Source organism: Flavobacterium sp. H4147, assembly GCF_029360735.1.
Lineage (GTDB): Bacteria > Bacteroidota > Bacteroidia > Flavobacteriales > Flavobacteriaceae > Flavobacterium > Flavobacterium endoglycinae.
In genome coordinates, this window is sequence record NZ_JARKNB010000003.1 from 621,495 (window position 1) to 641,172 (window position 19,678).

At 33.9% G+C, this 19,678-nt stretch carries 20 protein-coding genes; 17 read left to right on the forward strand and 3 right to left on the reverse strand.

Going from position 1 to position 19,678, the window contains the following annotated elements; all coding sequences use genetic code 11:
• Positions 1-24 precede the first annotated feature (24 nt).
• The 8 genes from P2W75_RS16640 to P2W75_RS16675 all read left to right on the forward strand — a co-directional run bounded on the left by P2W75_RS16640 (position 25) and on the right by P2W75_RS16675 (position 5,623).
• Positions 25-1,443, forward strand: a complete 1,419-nt coding sequence (locus tag P2W75_RS16640; RefSeq protein ID WP_276381355.1) for a TolC family protein — start codon at positions 25-27, stop codon at positions 1,441-1,443.
• A gap of 396 nt (positions 1,444-1,839) precedes the next feature.
• Entirely contained in the window at positions 1,840-2,445 is a 606-nt protein-coding gene (locus P2W75_RS16645; RefSeq protein ID WP_276381356.1) for a Crp/Fnr family transcriptional regulator, read from the forward strand.
• A gap of 73 nt (positions 2,446-2,518) precedes the next feature.
• Positions 2,519-3,247, forward strand: coding sequence for a GNAT family N-acetyltransferase (locus P2W75_RS16650; protein WP_276381357.1), 729 nt, complete (start codon positions 2,519-2,521; stop codon positions 3,245-3,247).
• Between the two features lie 303 nt (positions 3,248-3,550).
• On the forward strand, positions 3,551-3,931 hold the full coding sequence (locus tag P2W75_RS16655) for a DoxX family protein (protein WP_207295733.1): 381 nt from the start codon (positions 3,551-3,553) through the stop codon (positions 3,929-3,931).
• 13 nt (positions 3,932-3,944) lie between these two features.
• Positions 3,945-4,154, forward strand: coding sequence for a hypothetical protein (locus tag P2W75_RS16660; RefSeq protein ID WP_207295732.1), 210 nt, complete (start codon positions 3,945-3,947; stop codon positions 4,152-4,154).
• A gap of 76 nt (positions 4,155-4,230) precedes the next feature.
• Positions 4,231-4,605: a VOC family protein gene (locus tag P2W75_RS16665; RefSeq protein ID WP_276381358.1), complete on the forward strand. Its 375-nt coding sequence runs from the start codon at positions 4,231-4,233 to the stop codon at positions 4,603-4,605.
• A 19-nt stretch (positions 4,606-4,624) separates the two neighbouring features.
• Positions 4,625-5,134, forward strand: a complete 510-nt coding sequence (locus P2W75_RS16670; protein WP_276381359.1) for a DinB family protein — start codon at positions 4,625-4,627, stop codon at positions 5,132-5,134.
• 6 nt (positions 5,135-5,140) lie between these two features.
• On the forward strand, positions 5,141-5,623 hold the full coding sequence (locus tag P2W75_RS16675; RefSeq protein WP_276381360.1) for a DUF1440 domain-containing protein: 483 nt from the start codon (positions 5,141-5,143) through the stop codon (positions 5,621-5,623).
• 83 nt (positions 5,624-5,706) lie between these two features.
• Here P2W75_RS16675 and P2W75_RS16680 read toward each other — a convergent pair whose 3' ends face one another.
• A complete protein-coding gene (locus P2W75_RS16680) occupies positions 5,707-5,868 on the reverse strand; it encodes a DUF1328 domain-containing protein (RefSeq protein ID WP_071638579.1) in 162 nt (53 codons plus the stop codon).
• A gap of 270 nt (positions 5,869-6,138) precedes the next feature.
• Here P2W75_RS16680 and P2W75_RS16685 point away from each other — a divergent pair, with 270 nt between their 5' ends.
• The 8 genes from P2W75_RS16685 to P2W75_RS16720 all read left to right on the forward strand — a co-directional run bounded on the left by P2W75_RS16685 (position 6,139) and on the right by P2W75_RS16720 (position 16,692).
• Positions 6,139-7,221 (forward strand): pesticidal protein Cry7Aa, encoded by a 1,083-nt coding sequence (locus P2W75_RS16685; RefSeq protein ID WP_276381361.1) that lies wholly within the window; start codon positions 6,139-6,141, stop codon positions 7,219-7,221.
• Positions 7,202-9,472, forward strand: a complete 2,271-nt coding sequence (locus P2W75_RS16690) for a glycosyltransferase (protein WP_276381362.1) — start codon at positions 7,202-7,204, stop codon at positions 9,470-9,472. The genes P2W75_RS16685 and P2W75_RS16690 overlap by 20 nt, the downstream gene beginning before the upstream one ends.
• Before the next feature lie 265 nt (positions 9,473-9,737).
• Positions 9,738-10,496 (forward strand): ABC transporter permease, encoded by a 759-nt coding sequence (locus P2W75_RS16695; RefSeq protein ID WP_207295727.1) that lies wholly within the window; start codon positions 9,738-9,740, stop codon positions 10,494-10,496.
• A gap of 1 nt (position 10,497) precedes the next feature.
• Complete coding sequence (locus P2W75_RS16700; RefSeq protein ID WP_207295726.1) at positions 10,498-11,274, forward strand: ABC transporter ATP-binding protein; 777 nt, start codon at positions 10,498-10,500, stop codon at positions 11,272-11,274.
• Between the two features lie 29 nt (positions 11,275-11,303).
• The gene (locus tag P2W75_RS16705) at positions 11,304-12,164 is read left to right on the forward strand and encodes an MlaD family protein (RefSeq protein ID WP_207295725.1); all 861 of its coding nucleotides are present in this window, start codon (positions 11,304-11,306) and stop codon (positions 12,162-12,164) included.
• 12 nt (positions 12,165-12,176) lie between these two features.
• Positions 12,177-14,993, forward strand: coding sequence for an AsmA family protein (locus P2W75_RS16710; RefSeq protein ID WP_276381363.1), 2,817 nt, complete (start codon positions 12,177-12,179; stop codon positions 14,991-14,993).
• Positions 14,994-15,004: 11 nt separating this feature from the next.
• On the forward strand, positions 15,005-15,496 hold the full coding sequence (locus tag P2W75_RS16715) for a low affinity iron permease family protein (RefSeq protein WP_207295723.1): 492 nt from the start codon (positions 15,005-15,007) through the stop codon (positions 15,494-15,496).
• The gene (locus tag P2W75_RS16720) at positions 15,493-16,692 is read left to right on the forward strand and encodes an FAD-binding oxidoreductase (protein ID WP_207295722.1); all 1,200 of its coding nucleotides are present in this window, start codon (positions 15,493-15,495) and stop codon (positions 16,690-16,692) included. The genes P2W75_RS16715 and P2W75_RS16720 overlap by 4 nt, the downstream gene beginning before the upstream one ends.
• An 87-nt stretch (positions 16,693-16,779) precedes the next feature.
• Here the strand turns inward: P2W75_RS16720 and P2W75_RS16725 are convergent, their stop codons facing one another.
• Both P2W75_RS16725 and P2W75_RS16730 read right to left on the reverse strand, forming a co-directional pair.
• Positions 16,780-17,733 (reverse strand): helix-turn-helix domain-containing GNAT family N-acetyltransferase, encoded by a 954-nt coding sequence (locus P2W75_RS16725; protein ID WP_207295721.1) that lies wholly within the window; start codon positions 17,731-17,733, stop codon positions 16,780-16,782.
• 146 nt (positions 17,734-17,879) lie between these two features.
• The gene (locus P2W75_RS16730) at positions 17,880-18,902 is read right to left on the reverse strand and encodes an AraC family transcriptional regulator (protein WP_276381364.1); all 1,023 of its coding nucleotides are present in this window, start codon (positions 18,900-18,902) and stop codon (positions 17,880-17,882) included.
• 187 nt (positions 18,903-19,089) lie between these two features.
• Here P2W75_RS16730 and P2W75_RS16735 point away from each other — a divergent pair, with 187 nt between their 5' ends.
• Positions 19,090-19,575: a DNA-deoxyinosine glycosylase gene (locus P2W75_RS16735; protein ID WP_276381365.1), complete on the forward strand. Its 486-nt coding sequence runs from the start codon at positions 19,090-19,092 to the stop codon at positions 19,573-19,575.
• Positions 19,576-19,678: the final 103 nt, after the last annotated feature.

A 19,678-nucleotide genomic window follows, 5' to 3' on the forward strand; every position in this document is an offset into this window, starting at 1 on the left:
GTACGGAAATCTAATAAAAAGACAATGAAAAATTATATAACCAAATTCGTGACCTTCGCCATTCTGATCACGACTTTAATATCCTGTAAAGTTTCAAAGGATATTGAAACTCCAAAAGATGCATTTCCTGAAAAATTCAGGAATGCATCGGTTTCGAGTGATACAACCAGTATTGCCGATATCGAGTGGAAAAACTTCTTTACAGAAAAAGATATTGTTACGTTAATCGACAGCGCGGTTGCCCGAAATAATGATCTGCTTATTGCACAAAAAAACATCGAAATTGCGCAGTACAGATTTACACAATCGAAATGGGGAAATGTTCCTCAGGTTAATTTATTTGTAAATGCTAATACAAGCAATCCTTCTGACAATAGTTTTACAGGAATGAACTTGAATCAGGCTTTAGGCGCTAAACATATTGATGATTATTCTGCTGGAGCTTCACTTTCTTGGGAGGCTGATATTTGGGGAAAGATCAGAAACCAAAAGAAAGGAGCTTACGCAGGATATCTTCAATCTGCAGAAGTTAAAAAAGCATTGCAGACGAATATTGTAGCGAATGTTTCAAGAGGTTATTACAATCTTTTGATGCTGGACGCTCAGCTGAAAATTGCACAGCAAAACCTAAAATTAAATGACAGCACAACGAATATTATCAAATTGAAATATGATGCTGGTCAGGTAACCACTTTAGCAATTCAGCAGTCTGAAGCACAAAAATTAAACTCAGAGCAATTGATTCCGTTATTGGAACAAAATATTGCTATTCAGGAAAATGCTTTAAGTGTTTTAACCGGTTCATTTCCGAATTCAAAACAAAGAACCGTTCTTTTAAATTCAATAGAAATTAAAAGCAATCCAGCCATTGGAATTCCGTCTTCATTAGTAAGCAGAAGACCAGACGTAAAAAGTGCTGAATTAGCTCTTAAAGTAGCCAACGCCAATGTCGGTATCACAAAAGCGGATTTATACCCAGCTCTTAGAATTACGGCTCAAGGCGGTGTAAACTCTTTCGAAACGAGTAGCTGGTTCAATATTCCAGCTTCTCTATTCGGAACTGTTGCAGGTGGTTTAACACAACCAATCTTAAACAACAAAAGAGTGAGAACGCAGTATAATATCGCTGTCGCGGAAAGAGAAAAAGCGGTTTTAGCTTTTAGACAAGCTGTTTTAGTGGCTGTAAGCGAAGTTTCTGATGCCTTAGTAAAAGTAGAAAAACTACAGCAGCAAGAAACGTTCTTAAAAGAAAAAGTAAAAACTTTACAGCAAGCAATTAAAAACTCGAACTTGTTATTCAAAAACGGATTAGCAGAATATCTTGAAGTTTTAACTGCTCAAGCCAATCTTTTACAAAGCGAATTAGAACTTGCTGACTTAAAAAGACAACAACTCACAGCCAATACAGATTTGTACCGCGCTCTAGGCGGAGGTTGGAAATAATATAATACCCGTTACCCGTTAATTACCCGTTAATTATTTATTTTTTGAGATGAAAACGCTGTGAGACCTTTTGGTTTCATGGCGTTTTTTTTTGCAATAAGGCACTAAGGTTCAAAGTTTATTTTAATTTCTCTCGCTCCCGATAGTTATCGAGATTACAGATTAAGCAAATTTATTCTCATTTTATGTCTTCGTGAGCGGAGTCGAAAGATCGCATGCTAAATCCATACAGTACTTTTTACTTTGTGTGTCCTTCGACTTCGCTCAGGAGACAAATCTTTGTAAATTTTTGTGTGCAATTTCTCGTTGCTCGAAATGACAAACTTTATGCTTATTTCTTTATTTTTGGAAAAAAACTTTGCGCCTTAGCGCCTTCGTGGCAAAACTTATAAAAAAATGACTTTCAATAAAGAAACCTATCTCAGCAATCTAAAACAAACTATTGAAAGTTATTATCCTATTTCTGAAAATTCATGGAAACTAATCGAAAACATCACCAGTTTTCAAACGCTTAAAAAAGGAGAAACATTATTACAAAATGGAGAAATTGCTAAAAATGTTCATTTTATTGCAAAAGGAGTTTTACGAGCATTTATAACAGATGAAGAAGGTAATTTCTATAACAAAAACCTTTTTCTCGAAAATTATTTAGCTGGTTCGAAGGTTTCTTTAATGCTCCAGACACCTTCCAATTTTACTATTGAAGCTTTAGAAGATTCTATTGTAATCAACATAAATTACAAAAAATATATTCAAGCTATTAACGAAAATGACGACCTCAAAAACTTCTATATCGCTCATTTAGAAAAGCATTGGATTATAGAAAAAGAGCAAAGAGAAGTTGCGCTCGTTATGCAGAATGCAACTGAAAGATATGTCACACTTTTAAGGAAACATCCAGACATTGCAGATCGTGTTCCGTTACTGCATATCGCATCGCATTTAGGCATTACTCCTACACAATTAAGCCGAATCAGAAAAAGTTTGGAAAAAGATTTGTAAATCAACATATGTAAAGGTTTTTTCAGAAAGGTCATTTTATCTTTGTGTTAGATTTAAAATCTATTCCGAAAAAATGAAAAATACAGATCTTATAAAAGACAATATTGACAATCTCACCACACTTTGGAGAACTGCCGCTGCTCCTCTCCTTTCGTATCATAAAAATGATCCTTTTCAATTCAGCCAGATAAAAAATTCAGGCTGGCCGAATAGATTATGGTTCCGAGAAGATATTACAGAAGAAAATCTGCCGCAGATTCTTGAAATTATAGAACAAAATCCAGGTTTGGTAATTCCGTATTGGGATATTTTTGAAAGCAATTCCAATGAAATATTTGAAAAAAATGGGTTTGAAATACGAAATCAACTTGTTGCAATGGCTTTAAAACTGGAAGAAAGATTTGTTCTTCGAAATATTCTTTCTTTTAAAAGAGTTTTAAATGAAGAAGATGCCATAACGTGGTCTGATATTTATCCGTTATCTTTTAACTACGTAATCAGTAAAGAAACAATCGTCCATAATTACGAAAACACTAAATTTTATCTGGTTCATTACGACGAAAAACCAATAGGAACTCTCAACCTTTTTCAAACGGGAAATGTTATGGGAATTCATGGCGTTGGTGTAATTCCTGAAATGCGTAAAAGAGGTTTCGCCGAAGAAATCATGAAGTTTGCGATCAACGAAGCCATTGATGCTCATTGTAATTATGCACAATTACAAGCTTCTCCGCTAGGAAAAAACATTTATACAAGGTTGGGTTTTGAAGATTTGTTTTTAATTAAGAATTACTTTTTGTAATAAATTTCAATTTTAAAATCCAAATTGCAATTCTCCGCAGTTTTATGTCCTCCTGAGCGAAGTCGAAGGATCGCATGCTGAATCAGTACAGTGCGTCATCACCGAACGTTTCCTTCGACTTCGCTCAGGAAGACAAACTGTTGTGATTACTTTAGCAAGAAGATAATTCATCACAACCAACCAACCAACCAACCAACAATTGTCCCAAATGCCCCTAAAATAGTCGTAAATGTGTATTTCAGTAAAGGAAAACATTATTAGATTTGTAATACATTAACTAATAACCTTTTAAACAAATACCCAATGAAAACAACGAAAATTATTTTCTGGACTACTACAATCCTTATTTTTTTATTTGAAGGCGTGATGCCAGCTTTAACTTCTCAAACTGAATTAGCAAAAGAAGGAATCAAACATTTGGGATATCCGGAATATTTTGGAAATGCTTTAGTCGTATTTAAAATTCTGGGCGTTTTAGCTTTAATTATCCCACAAGTACCTGCACGCATTAAAGAATGGGCTTATGCCGGATTTGCTTTCGATTTTATTTTTGCTTCAATAAGTCATTTTGCAGTAGACGGAATTGATTTTCAAGGTTTCTTCCCTTTAATCGTATTTGCCATTTTAATTGTATCGTATGTAACCTATCATAAAATACAGCGTTATAAAAATATAGCGCTCTAAAAAACAAAACTTTATGATTGAAGTTTTTAAAACAAATGTTCAAGAAGAATGGCAATGTAAAATGATCATTGAAATGCTTCTTGAACATTTCCCAAATAGTTCGATTAACTTCGATCTCGAAGACTGCGACAAAATTCTGCGTGTTCATGCTTCATCCATCTGCAATACTACTATTATTGAGCTTTTAAATTCGCATGGTTATCATTGCGAAGTACTTCTATAAAAATCATAATTTATTGATTTACAAATTTTTAAAAATAAAATTGTAATTTTAGAATACTAATTTTAAATCACTGAAAATGAATATACCAGCAGAACATCAAACCATAATGCCTTATTTGATTTTACAAGGTGCATCAAAATTTATCGATTTTACCAAAAAGGTTTTTGGCGCAACTGAAACTAATACCAAATCGCTGCGTACAGACGGAAGTATCATGCATGCCGAGGTTACTTTAAATGGAAGCACTATAATGATAACTGATGAAATAACCGACTGGGCAAAACAAACCGCAAATTTGTTTGTATATGTACCCGATGCTGATGAAACGTTTCAAAAAGCGATCGAAAACGGAGCCAGTTCGCTAATGGGTTTAAGCGATCAGGATTATGGCAGAACCTGCGGCGTTACAGATCCGTTTGGCAATGTCTGGTGGATTACTTCTGTAAAATAAAAAACTTAAAATCAATGATATGAAAGCTGAAATCCAAAAAAATATTGTTGACACATTTCGAAAATTACATACCATACTTTCTAAATTTTCTGAAAACGAGTTAAATTTAGTTCCGTATCATGGAAGCTGGACTGCAGGTCAGGTTACACAGCATATTATTCTTGCCTGTTCTGGCTATCCTGAACTATTTGCAGGCGAAACAGAAAAATCAACTAGAAAACCAGATGAAAAAGTAAAAGATATTGAAGGCTTATTTTTAAACTTCAGCATAAAAATGGACTCTCCTGTTTTTTTGATTCCTGAAAAAAAAGAGTACGATAAAGAAAAACTAAATTCAAAATTGTTGAAAATAGAATCTGAATTATTGGATTCTGCGGAAAGGTATGATCTAACTTTGATTCCGCTAAATTTTCAATTACCTGGATTTGAAAAATTCACTATTTACGAATGGATTAGTTTTGCACTCATACATACACAAAGGCATACGAATCAATTGAATACTATTTTTCAATACATCACCAAATTATAATCGTTTATGAAATCAAAATTCGAAACTATTTTATTATCAGGTTTAACAGCTGGAACACTCGATATTCTGGCAGCAGTTTTGGTTTATTCGGTTTTATTAAAACAAACATCAGCAGTAAAAATTCTTCAGTCAATTGCAAGTGCCGTTTTTAGACAAGAAGCTTATGAAGGTGGTCCAAAAATGGCTTTTTACGGATTATTGTTTCATTATATAATAGCTTTAATCTTTGCTTTTATTTATTTAAAAATATATCCATATTTCTCTTTTTTGAAAAAACACGTATTTATTTCAGCAGTCATTTACGGCATTTTTGTGTGGCTTGTTATGAATTTGGTCGTTCTGCCAATTGCTTTTCCTAAACTTCCTCCAAAACAATTTGATTTTCAATTACTGCTTTCGGTTTTTATTTTAATAATCTGTATAGGTTTTCCAATTGCTTTTATAACCAAGAAATTTTACATCAGGCAAGAACAACTCAAAAATATTTAAGTTTCAAACCTGAATCCAAATAAAAAAGCGAAATCAAGATGTATACTGATTTCGCTTTTTTTTATTTGTATAACTACTACAATCTAAACTCTCGATCTTCCGCTTATTAATGAGATAATAAATAAAACCAAAAATATAAAGAATAAGATTTTTGCGATACTAGCGGCTCCAGCGGCAATTCCTCCAAAACCAAAAATTCCGGCTACTATAGCCAAAATTATAAAAGTGACTGTCCAACGTAACATAATATTAAATTTTAAGTTAGAAATATGACTTTTTTAAAAGTCTGACTTGTTTGTATCTCAAAGTTCTAATTTGTATACAGATAACTTTAACTCAAAAACACTGTTTTTATCCCAATCAATTACAAATCACATTTTTTAGTTAAGGTTTTTAGAATTCTAATTTTAACGTTATACAATTCCCATCCAGAAGCTTTAGAGTTAATTTTTTGATCGATTGGATTAATTCTCGCTTGATTATGAAAGTAATTTTAGACAAAATTTACAAGCCATATGGAATTAGCCACTACTCAGGAAAACATTACAGCAATAAAACACGGAGTAATTTTAGAAAAATCAGATCGAAGTTTCGAAGAATTAGGCGTACTAAATCCTGCTGTTTATCAGGATGGAAATACGGTGCATATGTTTTACAGAGCCGCTAAAAGAGGAAATTTTTCAACTATTGGATACTGCAGATTTGAAGGACCAAAAACTTTAGTAAAACGTAGCCCGGAACCAATTTTTATACCTGAATATATTTATGAAATTCATGGTGTTGAAGATCCAAGGATTACTAAAATAGACGATACTTTTTATTTGACGTATGTCACATATGATGGTATCAATGCGTGCGGTGCTTTAGCTGTATCGAAAGATTTGAAAAAATTTAAAAAGAAAGGCATTATTACTCCGAAATTTATTTTGCATGAATTTACCAATCTGATTCGTAAACATTTGCAAAATCCGAGTGTTGCAAAAATTCTGGCTTTTAATACCGAAAGAAATTATCCTCTAACCGAAACCATAAAAGAGAATTTATTTGTCTGGGATAAAAATGTAGTTCTTTTTCCGAAGAAAATTAACGGAAAATTTGTAGCGCTGCATCGACTATTCCCTTCTATTCAAATTGTTTCATTTGAAAAGAAAAGTGAATTAACGGTTGATTTCTGGAAAGAGTACATGAAAAATCTGCCAGATTATATCATTATGGAGCCCAAATACGATCATGAAACAAGTCATATTGGTCCTGGAGCTCCGCCAATAGAAACTGCAGATGGCTGGCTGATTATTTATCATGCTGCAGAACGACGTGAAAAAGGTTTAGTTTATCATGCCTGTGCCGCTTTATTAGATCTTAACGATCCTTCTAAAGTAATTGCAAGATTAAAAAAACCAATTATTACCCCAGCCGAACATTACGAAAGACATGGTTACGTAAATTATGTTGTGTTCCCAACAGGAACAGCCATTTTTGATGACCAATTATATATTTATTACGGTGCCGCCGATGATAAGATTGCGGTGGCTTCTTTGAACCTTAACGACTTATTAACTGAAATAAAACAGAATCCCCATGAAGACGATATCAAATAAATCGAAAATAGTTTTTCTTTCTACTTTTCCTCCAACTCAATGCGGCATTGCAACTTATACGCAGGACACTATAAAAGGTATTACTGATGTTTTTGGTAAATCTATAACTTGTGAAATTTGCGAATTGGTAGACAAACCAAAAGAAAATAAAACACAAGCGTATACTTTAAATACCAAAAACCGAGAAGAATATACACAGGTTGCGGAAGAAATCAATAAAGATGAAAACGTAAAACTGGTTCATATTCAGCATGAATTTGGTTTATTTAGCGGGAATTATGGAGATCATCTGCTTGACTTTTTAAATACTATTAAAAAGCCGGTAACTTATACTTTCCACAGTGTCATCCCAAACCCAAATAACGAATTAAAAACGTTTGTACAATTGCTTTTAAGCTACAGTAATTCGGTTTTTGTAATGACAAATCAGTCAAAAGAAATTTTGATGAGAGATTACGAAATTCAAGATGAAGTAATTACAACTGTGCCACACGGAACTCATATTGTAATTTACGAAAAACCAGAAGATGCAAAAGCAAAATACGGTATTCAAGATCGAATTGTATTATCTACTTTCGGACTTTTGGGCGAAGGTAAAAATATTGAAACCGGGCTTCATGCATTGGCAAAAATTGTCGAAAAAGAACCAAATGTATTATACTTAATCATTGGCAGAACCCATCCAAATTTAATTATTGATGGTGTCGATGCTTATCGTGATAAACTAGAAGCAATTGTTGAGGAATTACATCTACAAAACAATGTACGTTTCATCAATCAATATTTAGAAACAGAAGAACTTTTAGATTACCTAAAAGCAACTGATATCTATATGTTTACATCAAAAGATCCAAATCAGGCAGTAAGCGGCACTTTTGCTTATGCTATGAGTTGTGCTTGTCCGATGGTAGCATCAAAAATTCCACACACTAAAGAAGTATTGACTTCAGACTGCGGTATTTTAGTAGATATTGGAAATGTAGATCAATTTGCAGAAGCAGCTTTACAATTAATTTCTAATGAAAATCTACGATATGAAATGGCTATTAACGCCTTATCTAAAATGAGAGCTTCATCTTGGGAAAATGCGGGATTAACCCACATGAATACCTATAAAAAATTAATGGAAAACACGCCTGAAATTAAATATACATATCCGGATATACAATTACGCCACATCAAAAAATTAACTACCGATCTTGGAATTATTCAATTTAGCAAAATTTCAATTCCAGATCTGGAATCAGGATACACATTAGATGATAATGCACGTGCTTTAATTGCATTCTGTATGCATTACAAATTAACGCGTGATAAAGACGATCTTCCATACATTTTGATTTATCTGGATTTTATCGAAAGATGTCAAAGACCAAAAGGAGATTTCATCAATTATGTCGATCAGGAAAATCGTGAACACATTGAACAAAATGCCGAAGTTAATTTAGAAGATTCAAATGCAAGAGCTATCTGGGCTTTAGGTACTGTGGTTGCAAACTCAGATATCCTTCCTGACAATATTTCTAAAAAAGCATCAAAATGCTTATTAGATTCTTTGAAATGGGCAGAAAATATTCAATCGCCTCGTTCAATTGGTTTTGCAACAAAAGGTCTGTATTTGTACCACAGCACAATTCCAAATTTATACGTTGCAGCAATTATCAATAAACTAAACGCAAAATTATTGGCTAACTATGAAGATACTGCTACAGAAGACTGGCAATGGTTTGAAAATTATTTAACGTATGGAAACGGAATTTTACCAGAATCTATGCTTTATGCTTATTTAATCACCAACAAACCAGTTTATAAAAAAGTGGCATTAGATTCACTTGATTTCTTACTATCGAAAACATTTGTTGATGGCAACTTTAAAGCCATTTCGAACCAAAGCTGGTATCATAAAGATGCACAACCAGCAGAATATGGAGAACAGCCAATAGATGTTACGTATACGATTCAAACTTTAAATGCTTTCTATAACGCATTTAAAACTCCTGAATATAGAAAGAAAATGAAAATTGCCTTTAATTGGTTTTTAGGTAAAAACCATTTAAACCAGATTATGTACAATCCGGTGAGCGGAGGTGGTTATGACGGGCTTGAAAAAGAAAATGTAAATTTAAATCAAGGTGCAGAATCAACAGTTTGTTATTTGACCGCCAGATTGTTAATGGAAAATTTCGCTTTATCAGAGTCTAAAGTTATTCCCTTAGTTAAAACCCGAAGTGGTGTCGCTATAAACTCATAATAGAATTCAAAAAAAAGCTGACCAAAATTCTATTACAACCCAGAAAATCCCTTTCTCAATGAAAGGGATTTTTTGTTTTTGCAAGTGCCATAACGTGAATCCCTCGTAATTATTGCCTTCAAATGAAAATTATATAAGCATCCTCAAAAGTTTTGTAAAACTTTTTAACAAGTATTAAGGTAACTTTCATATATAATTCCAAAACAGGAAAAAATTGTTAAAGTATTGATTACAAATCTATTTCACAACCTAAAATAAAAACATTTTGATTCTCAGCTTAAAAAATACATTCACACAAATTGGTGATGCAACTATGTTTGCAAAGCGGTTTTTTAAGGAGGTTTTTATTCCTCCTTATGAGGCAAAAGAGTTTTTGAAACAATGTTATATCATTGGTTACAAATCCCTTCCGCTCGTAGCCATAACTGGTTTTATTATGGGATTGGTTTTGACTTTACAATCACGACCAACTCTGGTAAAATTTGGTGCCGAAAGCTGGCTTCCTGGAATGGTGGCACTTTCATTAATTAGAGAAATTGCTCCCGTAATTACAGCTTTGATCTGTGCCGGAAAAATTTCGTCTGGAATTGGTGCCGAATTAGGTTCAATGAAAGTAACCGAACAGATTGATGCCATGGAAGTTTCGGCTATAAATCCTTATAATTATTTAGTCGTAACCAGAATTCTGGCTTGTACCTTAATGGTTCCCATTTTAGTGTTTTTCGCAGATGCAATTGGCATTGTAGGCGGTTATATGGGAATTAACATTCATGGAGATGTCAACTTCTATCGATATCTCAATCAAATTATTCAGTCATTGGAATTTCTTGATGTAATTCCTGCTACGATAAAAACCTTCTTTTTTGGCTATTTCATTGGAATGATTGGCTGTTATAAAGGATTTACCGCTTCGAATGGAACTGAAAGTGTTGGACGCGCTGCAAACTCTGCCGTAGTTACAGCCTCTTTAAGCATATTTATTATTGATATGGTAGCCGTACAGATAACCGATTTATTTTTTTAAAATGATAAAGGAAAAGAAAAATACCGAGTCAAAACCAAAAGAAAAAAATCAAAAGCCGATTATTGAAATCAAAGATCTGCACAAAACTTTTGGCGATAATGCTATTTTAAAAGGCGTTAATCTAACCGTAAACAGAGGCGAAGATTTAGTCATTTTAGGACGCTCAGGTTCAGGAAAATCGGTTACCATAAAATGTATTGTTGGCTTAATAGAACCAGACAAAGGCGAGATAAAAGTATTTGATGAAAATGTACTCAATCTTGATAAAAATGAGCTGAATAAAATCAGAGTCAAAATAGGATTCTTATTTCAAAGCGCTGCCTTATATGATTCGATGTCGGTTCGAGAAAATCTAGCCTTTACACTAAAAGCCCACAGAAGAGATTTAAATGCCGAAGAAGTTGAAAAAGAAGTTAAAGAAGCACTTGAAAATGTAGGTTTAGAAGAAGCTATCGATAAAATGCCATCAGAACTTTCTGGAGGAATGCGTAAGCGAATTGGTCTTGCGAGAACATTAATCCTAAAACCCGAAATTATTTTATACGATGAGCCTACAACAGGACTTGACACTATTACATCTAGAGAAATCAGCCAGTTGATTCTGGACATTAAACACAAACAAAAAACATCATCTATAATCATTACACACGATATGGCCTGCGCCAAAATGACGGCTGACCGAATTATGGTTTTAAAAGACGGAGCCATTCATGCGGAAGGAACTTATGAAGAACTGGAGAAAGACGAAGACGAATGGGTTCGTTCATTTTTTGAATAAAAGCAAAGCAAAATAAAATAGTAGAAATCATGGAAAAAGAATCTGGATATACCTGGAAATTAGGAATGTTTGTATCAGTTGGGCTATTACTTTTTATAATGGCCATTTACTTTATCGGAAAACAAAAAAACCTATTTGGCTCGACATTCCACATTAACTCAAAATTTAAAACTGTAAGCGGACTGGAAGTGGGAAACAATGTTCGTTTTTCAGGAATCAATATTGGTACCGTCGAAGCCATCCGATTGATAAACGATTCTTCGGTAGTGGTTTCAATGGTCATAAAAGATGAAGTTCGCAAATTCATTAAAACAGATGCCCGTGCCAGTATTGGATCTGATGGTTTAATGGGCGACAAAGTGCTTACAATCACGCCGGGAGTAAAATCGACAAAAGTCGTTGAAGACAATGGCGCCATAGCCTCAATTGATGGAATAGAAATGAACGATATTATGAAAAGCGTTAAGAAAAGCGTAGATAATATTGGGGTTATTTCTGATGAAATTGCCATTTTCAGCCACAGTATGAACAACGGAAACGGGGCATTGGCAAGATTGGTACGCGATGATAAAATGGCAAACAGTGTTTCTAATACCTTAACTAACCTAGAAAGCGGTACAAAAGGTTTCAGCGAAAATATGGAAGCTGCAAAAAGTAATTTCCTGCTTAGAGGGTATTTCAAGAAAAAAGAGAAGGAAAAAGCAAAAAAGCAGAAAGAAATAAAAGAGAAAAAAGAAGAACAGCAAAAAGAGGCTGAGAAAGAAAAAGAAAAGCAAGCCAAAGAAGAAAAGGAAAGACTTGAGAAAGAACAGAAAGCTAAAGAAGAAAAAGAAAAGCAGGAAAAAGAGAAGCTAGAAAAACAGCAGAAGGAGTCTGAAAAGAAACAATAAAAGATATACGCCATGAAAGCCTCATTTAAAAATATAAGCCTGAAAATCCTTAAATGGACAGGAATAGTAATAGCAGGAATCCTGTTATTACTTTTTGTGCTTCCATTACTATTCCCCGGAAAAATTGCTTCTGAAGTAAAAAAAATAGCAAATGAGAGGCTCGACACGAAAATGGAATTTTCAAAATCAAAGCTTTCGTTCTTTACCCATTTTCCTTCTTTGACCGTTTCACTAGACGATCTATCGCTTACAGGTTCGGCACCTTTTGGAAACGATACATTGCTGCGGGCAGATCAAGTTGCATTTGGGATTAACCTCAAACGACTGATTTTTGACAATGAAGTTAAAATCAATAAATTATATGTTTCCGATGCCCTAATCAATGTAATGGTCAACGAAAAAGGTCAGGCCAATTACAACATTTATGTTGCACCAGAAGACCGAAAAGAAAAAAAAGATCCCAATGCACCCGAAGAAGGAACTGCCATTAAATTGGAAAGAATCGATTTAGAAAACTGTCATGTAAAATACAATGATCGTTCGGCTAAAATTTTAGTCGATGCCAAAGGATTTAATTACATCGGAAAAGGAAATTTAAGCGAAGACATTTTTGACCTTAATACCGATGCAAAAATAGACACACTTGATTTCTATTACAACAGAACCGCTTATCTTCGAAAAAAACAAGTTCACGCCGACTTAATTACCCGAATTAATACTCATGCGCTTTCGTTTATTCTTCAAAAAAATGAATTACAGATCAACAAACTGCCTTTAACTTTTACTGGTTTATTTACGATTTTACGAGATGGTTATAAAATCAATATCAAAGCCGCTTCCGAAAACACAACCGTAAAAGATTTATTATCCGTTATGCCTCCGGAATATTTAACCTGGCTGGATAAAACGGAAGTTTCAGGACGAAGTGATCTCGTACTTTCGTTTAGAGGAGATTACAATGTGGCCAAAAAACTAAAACCAAATTTAGCCTTCAATTTAAAAATTGGCGACGGAGCCGTAAATTATAAAGATGCGCCTGTTCCTCTAACCGATTTCCAAATGGATTTAAATGCCCTGCTGCCTTCACTCGACACAGAGCAGTTAATGGTTAACCTAAGAACGCTCCGTTTTAAAGTTGGCGAAAAAGATTATTTCAATGCCTATTTACGAAGCAAAGGTCTTAGCGAAATGAATCTGGATGCCAGCGTAAAAGGTGCTCTCGATCTTGCTGTAGTAGATGCTGCACTAGGCTTAAATACTGTAGATGTAAAAGGAATTTTAAAAACTGATATTAAAGCAAAAGGACTTTTCAGCACTTCAAAGAAACTATTTCCTAAAACAATCGGCGGTATTTCATTGCGAAACGGCTGGCTGAAAACCAAATATTATCCAAACCCAATTACCAATATCACTTTTGTAGCCAATGCGCTTAACAAAGCTGGAACTTACGAAGATTTAATTGTAGCTGTCGCGCCCGCTTCTTTCACTTTTGAAGGAAATCCAGTATATGTAAATGCAGCCTTATCTGATTTTAGTGATCTGGCTTATAATGCCAAAATAAAAGGCGAATTAAATGTTGGCCGAATCTATCAAGTGTTTTCACAAAAAGGACTTGATGTAACGGGTTATGCCAAAGCCGATCTTTCACTCAAAGGCAAACAAAGCTACGCTACAAACGGACAATACAATAAATTAGACAATCGCGGAACAATTCTGCTCAAAAATATAAAAGCAACATCAGAATTATTTCCGAAACCTTTTTTCATTAAGCAGGGAAATTTCCGTTTTCAAAATGAAAAAATGTGGTTTGAAAAATTCAATGCTACTTACGGAAAATCTGATTTCGACATCAATGGATATCTTTTAAATACCATTAATTATTTTCTCGAATCGCACGGAACGCTGAGCGGGAATTTCAATATGAAATCCAAACTCATTAATGTAGATGAGTTTATGGCTTTGGAAAAAGGCGAAAACAAAGACCGAAAAATTGAAGTCGAATACGCCAAAGAAGATCATCCAAAAATGAGCGGTGTGGTCATGATACCAAAAAACCTAAATGTTTCGCTTACCGCAAATGCTGACAAAGTCGAATACAACGGACTTGCTCTAAACAAACTTTCGGGAAAAGTGGGAATCGCAAAAGGTGGTTTTTATTTAGAAAATACCACTTTAAACATCATTGACTGTATTTTAGGAATTAATGCTTCTTATAAAGATGAATCGCCTACAACAGCACATTTTGATGCACATTTTACCGCTAAAGATTTCAGCGTACAGCGCGCTTATAAAGAAATTCCAATGTTTCATGACATGGTAACCGCTGCCGAAAAAGCACAAGGAATCATTTCGGTCGATTATAATATCAAAGGGGATTTAAACGGAAATATGGGTCCTATCTACGAATCGCTTGAAGGAGGCGGAACGATTAATCTTCGTGATGTAAAAATCAAAGGATTAAAATTATTTGAAGGTTTAAGCTCTAAAACAGGACAAAAAGGTTTAGATGATCCTAACATGAAAGGAATTGAAATCAGATCAAATATTGACAACAATCTTATTCATGTTGAACCTTTTACCTTCAGCGTAGCAAGTTTTAGACCTACTATAAAAGGAACTACGAGTTTTGATGGACTTTTGGATATGAGAGTTCGATTAGGACTTCCTCCTTTCGGAATTGTTGGTTTTCCAATCGTAGTAACGGGAACACATCAAGATCCAAAAATCAAAATATTCAGTAAAACCGGCCAGAAAATAATGGGTTCAGTTTACGATGAAAAAAATAATAAAGTAGTTAAAAAGGAAAAAGTGAGCAAACGCAAATCTTAATTTACAATGCTATGAAAAAGAAAACACAAAATGGGGGCAGTGCATTTGAAAAATTCGCAACAAAGGTTTGTAAAGCTGCCGGAAGCACACCGGCATTTATCGGAGCATTTTTACTTGTCGTTGGATGGGCAATTTCGGGTCCTTTATTCAATTATTCAGAAACCTGGCAATTAGTAATTAATACTGGAACCACTATTATCACGTTTTTAATGGTTTTCCTGATTCAAAAAGCACAGAATAAAGATTCATTGGCAATTCAGTTAAAATTAAACGAATTAGTCGCTTCAAATGAACGCTCCAGCAACAGTCTGGTTGATATTGAAAATATGACTGAAGAAGAAATGATAATCATTCAGAAATATTACCATCGTTTAAGCGAACTCGCCAAAAAAGACGAAAGTATTCGAACCTCCCACTCGATTGCCGAGGCACACTCTCAGCATGAGTATAAAGATAAAAACCGAACTAAACATCGTACTACACGAACTAAAACTGAAAAATGAAACTACGCTCTACAGAAACATTCTGGCCATTAATCAGCGCCATGAATATTAGCTATCCCTCTATAGACTCTAATGTCGATACCGAAATATTAATAATCGGAGGCGGTATTACCGGGGCTTTGGCTGCCTATAAATTAATTAATGAAGGAAAAAAAGTGGTACTGGTTGATCGTCGCGACGTATGTAACGGAAGTACTGCTGCAAGTACTGCTTTACTTCAATATGAAGTCGATGTACCACTGCATGAATTAATTAAACTGAGAGGTGAAAGATGTGCTGTAGACAGTTTCCGAAACGGAAAAAAAGCCATATTCGATATCCGCCAGATTATTGATGAAGTAAAAAGCAATTGTGGGTTTGAATTTAAAAAAAGTATTTATTTTACTTCCTATAAAAAGGACATTCCGTTTTTAAAAAATGAATTTAAAGCTAGAAAACAGCATGATTTTGACGTAAGCTGGATGAATAAATACGATCTCGAAAAGCTAGGCTTAAAAGCCATTGCTGCCATAGAATCGAAAACGGCCGCTGTTATGGATCCGTTTAGACTGGCAAATGATATCCTTAAATACTGTCAGGAAAAAGGCATGCTTATTTTTGATAGAACCAATGTGACTTCTATTCAAACACAAAAAGGAAAATCTGTTGCTCACACCGAAAATAAATTTACAATTACGGCAAATCATATCATACATTGCAGTGGTTACGAAAGCACAGAAACACTGGAAGAAAAAGTAGTTGATTTAAAAAGCACCTATGCTGTTGCCTCAGAATCTCTTGAGGAAATACCCGAAATCTTAAAAAATGCTATTATCTGGGATACTTCTTCTCCTTACTTTTATTACCGCACAACTGCCGACAACCGAATTATTATGGGAGGCGGCGACGAAGATTTTAGAGATACTAATAAACGAGATAAATTAATTCCGAAGAAAGAAAGTTTTTTGATGCGTCAGTTTAAGAGACGTTTTCCTGATTTTAATTTCAAACTGGATTATTCCTGGGCAGGAACTTTCGGCGAAACCAAAGACGGACTTCCCTATTTCGGAAAACCAAATCCTAAGAAAAATGAACATTACATTCTAGGTTTTGGTGGAAACGGAATCACTTTCAGCGTTATGGGAATCAATTCGATTTTAGATTCCATTAATAATAAAAAGAATTTGGATTTGGAATATTACCGCTTCGGAAGGTGATTTTTTAAAGATGCTAAGATTCTAAGGTTCTGAGATACTAAGAAAAAAACTCAGAATCTTAGTATCTCAGAACCTTAGAACCTTTTTTTAAGAAACAACCAACTCCATCTGAATATTACATCTCTTGTACGGAGTTTCCAAACCATAGACTTTCTCAAAGCCTAATTTGTAATATAAGTTTATAGCAGGTTTTAAGATTGTATTGCTTTCTAAATAGATTTTCTTGGCCCCTAATTCTCTGGCCGAATTAACAATTGCCTGTCCTAAAAGCCAGCCGATACTTTTGCCTTGTGCTTTTGGTGAAACCGCCATTTTAGCCATTTCATAATCGTATTCAGGATTGTTCATTTTTATCAAGGCACAAACACCAACAGGTTCATTTTGGTACAAAGCCACAAAAATTTTTCCACCTTTATTTAGGATGTATTCATCAGGATTATCAAGCGCTTTATAGTCGGCTTCTTCCATTTCAAAATAAGTAGAAATCCATTCGACATTTAACGATCTAAAAGCTTCGTGATATTCAGGTTTATATTCTACAATTTCTACCTTCTGGCTTTCTCGCTGTTTTTTCTGTTCGTTTACTCTTTTTAGCAATGATTTTTGCTGCAGTAAAAAATCCCATTCTTCAAGCGCCGCCCATAAATTGTGTTTCGCTTCCGAAATAATCCCTTCAATCGCTTTGTCAACATCTTGTAATTGCAGCTGAACATTCTTCCATATCAAAAGTCCCTTTTCTGATAAAACAACGTTATTTTTACGTTTATCATCTGTTTTTAAACTTTCCTGCACCAATCCTGCAACGGTCATTTCCTGAATAATTTTACTCACAGATGGCTGCGAATGTCCAATTTCGTTTGCAATTTCGGTAATGGTAATTTCTCTTTCTTCTGCCAGCGTATAAAATACAGGAAACCACTTCGGCATAAAATCCACTCCATACAACTCGTATATTTTAGCAGCATCATCGGTAACAACAGCTGTCATTAAACGCAAACGGCTCCCCAAAGCCGCTTTCCCTACTTTATCAAAAAACTCCATAAATAATTAATTATATAACTAGTTATGCAAATGTATAAAAAAAATCTTTTTTGCAAAAGATTTTGAGACAAAGGTTCAAAGGCTCAAAGATGCAAAGTAGTTAAACCTCTGTAACTTTTTCATCTTTGAACCTTTGCAACTATATATTATGCTGTAATAGCTAACGGATTTAAATTAAACTTGTATTCTTTTGGACTGCAGTTGAATTTTTGTTTGAAAATTTTAGAAAAATAACTTCTGCTCGTAAATCCAATGCAATACACAATTTCAGAAATATTTAAATCTGAAGTTCTAATAAGGATTTCGGCTTTTAAAACGCGCATGTGGGTAATGTAATCATTTACCGTTCTATCATGAATCATTTTAAAACCTTCTTGAAGTTTATTTGGAGATAAACCTGATTTTTTGCTTAATGATTTAATTGTAAATGGTTCTTCCGGATTTGCTTTTATAGCTTCTGAAAGTTCTTTGATTTCTTCCATTTCTTTTAAAGACAAGCAGTTGGTTTCTTTTGAAAAAGCTTTTAAATCATCTGAATGCTGTTGGATTTCCATTGCCAGAATAATTCTTAGAATACCTTCTTTTAAAAGATTTCTAACAATTCCGGTTTGATTTACAGCATTAAGCTGTTCTATTTTTTCTCCTATTTTCAAATTGTACGACCCTGCATAAAAGAATTCTTCTTCAGGATTTTCTTGAAAAAAAGTATCTCTAACCATTTGGTTTAGTGAATTTGCCTGATTTACTTCTGGCTGGCTTCCCACAATAATTAAAGTAAATTTTGTCTTTTTATCTTTCTCAAAAAACAAATTATTTTCCTTCGCTGATTTTGAAGTTACAATTGCAGTCTGGAATGTTTTTAATTTTCTGACTTCTGCCGAAACACCAAAACTATGCGATAAATTACCTTTTGAACAATATGCAAAATAAATTGGTGCCGATTTTCCGTTCGTGATATCCATTCGAATATCAGCCGAAAATGTCATATCAAACTGCACATATGAAATATTATCGTTGAAAGAAGCTCCCATAATAGAGCCTTTAACTAAATTGTTGTTAACTTCGAGTGTATATTCGTCAACGTCACAAGTTACTTTTCCGCCGAAGTTAGTACTCAATTCTCTAAAAAGATTTTGAATTTTGTCTGTATGTAAGGTAACTATTTTCATGTCGTCTAAATTTAAATTGGTAATTTTAAATAAACTCTTAAATAAGCCGTTGTAATTGGCTTGAAAAGCTGACTCCAAAGTTCGCCCAAAGACAGACCAAAAATGTTATATAATTTTCGGCAATTGTTTTATAATTACTAATTAATGATTATTTTAACTCAAACAAATTATTTCTTAATTCAATAAAATGAAAAGCTTTTCCTTTTCTCCTATCAGCTCACCTAATTCTAATATCCTGATTTTAGGAACAATGCCTGGAACAAAATCATTAGAACTCAATCAATATTATGGACACAGCCAGAATAACTTCTGGAAATTTTTATTTACCATTTTTAATGAAGACTTTTCAACTGATTATGAAATTAGAAAAAAACTTCTGCTAAAAAATAATGTTGCCTTATGGGATGTGCTTCAATATTGTGATCGTGTGGGAAGTCTGGACAGTGCCATTAAAAATGAAATTGCCAACGATTTTGAAACGTTCCTTAAAAACCATCCTAATATTAAAACGATTTTATTCAACGGACAAAAGGCGGCTGCTTTCTTTAAAAAATATGTTCATTTACAAAAAGAGTATAATTTGATTACTTTACCCTCTACAAGTCCTGCAAATGCCAGCAAAACGTATCAATCAAAATTAGAAGAATGGAAAATCATTCGTTCATTATACTAATTCGTACTAAAAAAAAATAACAAATATTGAAATAATATAACATTTGAAGTTTAAAATATAACACGAAATTTCGCATCCCTAAGTAATTTTACAATCAAGAAAT

Excerpts from the sequence above, each read along its gene's own strand:
- P2W75_RS16650 (WP_276381357.1), top strand. The coding sequence starts at position 2,519 with ATGAAAAATACAGATCTTATAAAAGACAATATTGACAATCTCACCACA.
- P2W75_RS16660 (WP_207295732.1), top strand. The coding sequence starts at position 3,945 with ATGATTGAAGTTTTTAAAACAAATGTTCAAGAAGAATGGCAATGTAAA.
- P2W75_RS16640 (WP_276381355.1), top strand. The coding sequence starts at position 25 with ATGAAAAATTATATAACCAAATTCGTGACCTTCGCCATTCTGATCACG.
- P2W75_RS16730 (WP_276381364.1), bottom strand. The coding sequence starts at position 18,902 with ATGAAAATAGTTACCTTACATACAGACAAAATTCAAAATCTTTTTAGA.
- P2W75_RS16715 (WP_207295723.1), top strand. The coding sequence starts at position 15,005 with ATGAAAAAGAAAACACAAAATGGGGGCAGTGCATTTGAAAAATTCGCA.
- P2W75_RS16710 (WP_276381363.1), top strand. The coding sequence starts at position 12,177 with ATGAAAGCCTCATTTAAAAATATAAGCCTGAAAATCCTTAAATGGACA.
- P2W75_RS16665 (WP_276381358.1), top strand. The coding sequence starts at position 4,231 with ATGAATATACCAGCAGAACATCAAACCATAATGCCTTATTTGATTTTA.
- P2W75_RS16655 (WP_207295733.1), top strand. The coding sequence starts at position 3,551 with ATGAAAACAACGAAAATTATTTTCTGGACTACTACAATCCTTATTTTT.
- P2W75_RS16700 (WP_207295726.1), top strand. The coding sequence starts at position 10,498 with ATGATAAAGGAAAAGAAAAATACCGAGTCAAAACCAAAAGAAAAAAAT.
- P2W75_RS16705 (WP_207295725.1), top strand. The coding sequence starts at position 11,304 with ATGGAAAAAGAATCTGGATATACCTGGAAATTAGGAATGTTTGTATCA.
- P2W75_RS16685 (WP_276381361.1), top strand. The coding sequence starts at position 6,139 with ATGGAATTAGCCACTACTCAGGAAAACATTACAGCAATAAAACACGGA.
- P2W75_RS16735 (WP_276381365.1), top strand. The coding sequence starts at position 19,090 with ATGAAAAGCTTTTCCTTTTCTCCTATCAGCTCACCTAATTCTAATATC.
- P2W75_RS16725 (WP_207295721.1), bottom strand. The coding sequence starts at position 17,733 with ATGGAGTTTTTTGATAAAGTAGGGAAAGCGGCTTTGGGGAGCCGTTTG.
- P2W75_RS16645 (WP_276381356.1), top strand. The coding sequence starts at position 1,840 with ATGACTTTCAATAAAGAAACCTATCTCAGCAATCTAAAACAAACTATT.
- P2W75_RS16690 (WP_276381362.1), top strand. The coding sequence starts at position 7,202 with ATGAAGACGATATCAAATAAATCGAAAATAGTTTTTCTTTCTACTTTT.
- P2W75_RS16670 (WP_276381359.1), top strand. The coding sequence starts at position 4,625 with ATGAAAGCTGAAATCCAAAAAAATATTGTTGACACATTTCGAAAATTA.
- P2W75_RS16675 (WP_276381360.1), top strand. The coding sequence starts at position 5,141 with ATGAAATCAAAATTCGAAACTATTTTATTATCAGGTTTAACAGCTGGA.
- P2W75_RS16720 (WP_207295722.1), top strand. The coding sequence starts at position 15,493 with ATGAAACTACGCTCTACAGAAACATTCTGGCCATTAATCAGCGCCATG.
- P2W75_RS16680 (WP_071638579.1), bottom strand. The coding sequence starts at position 5,868 with ATGTTACGTTGGACAGTCACTTTTATAATTTTGGCTATAGTAGCCGGA.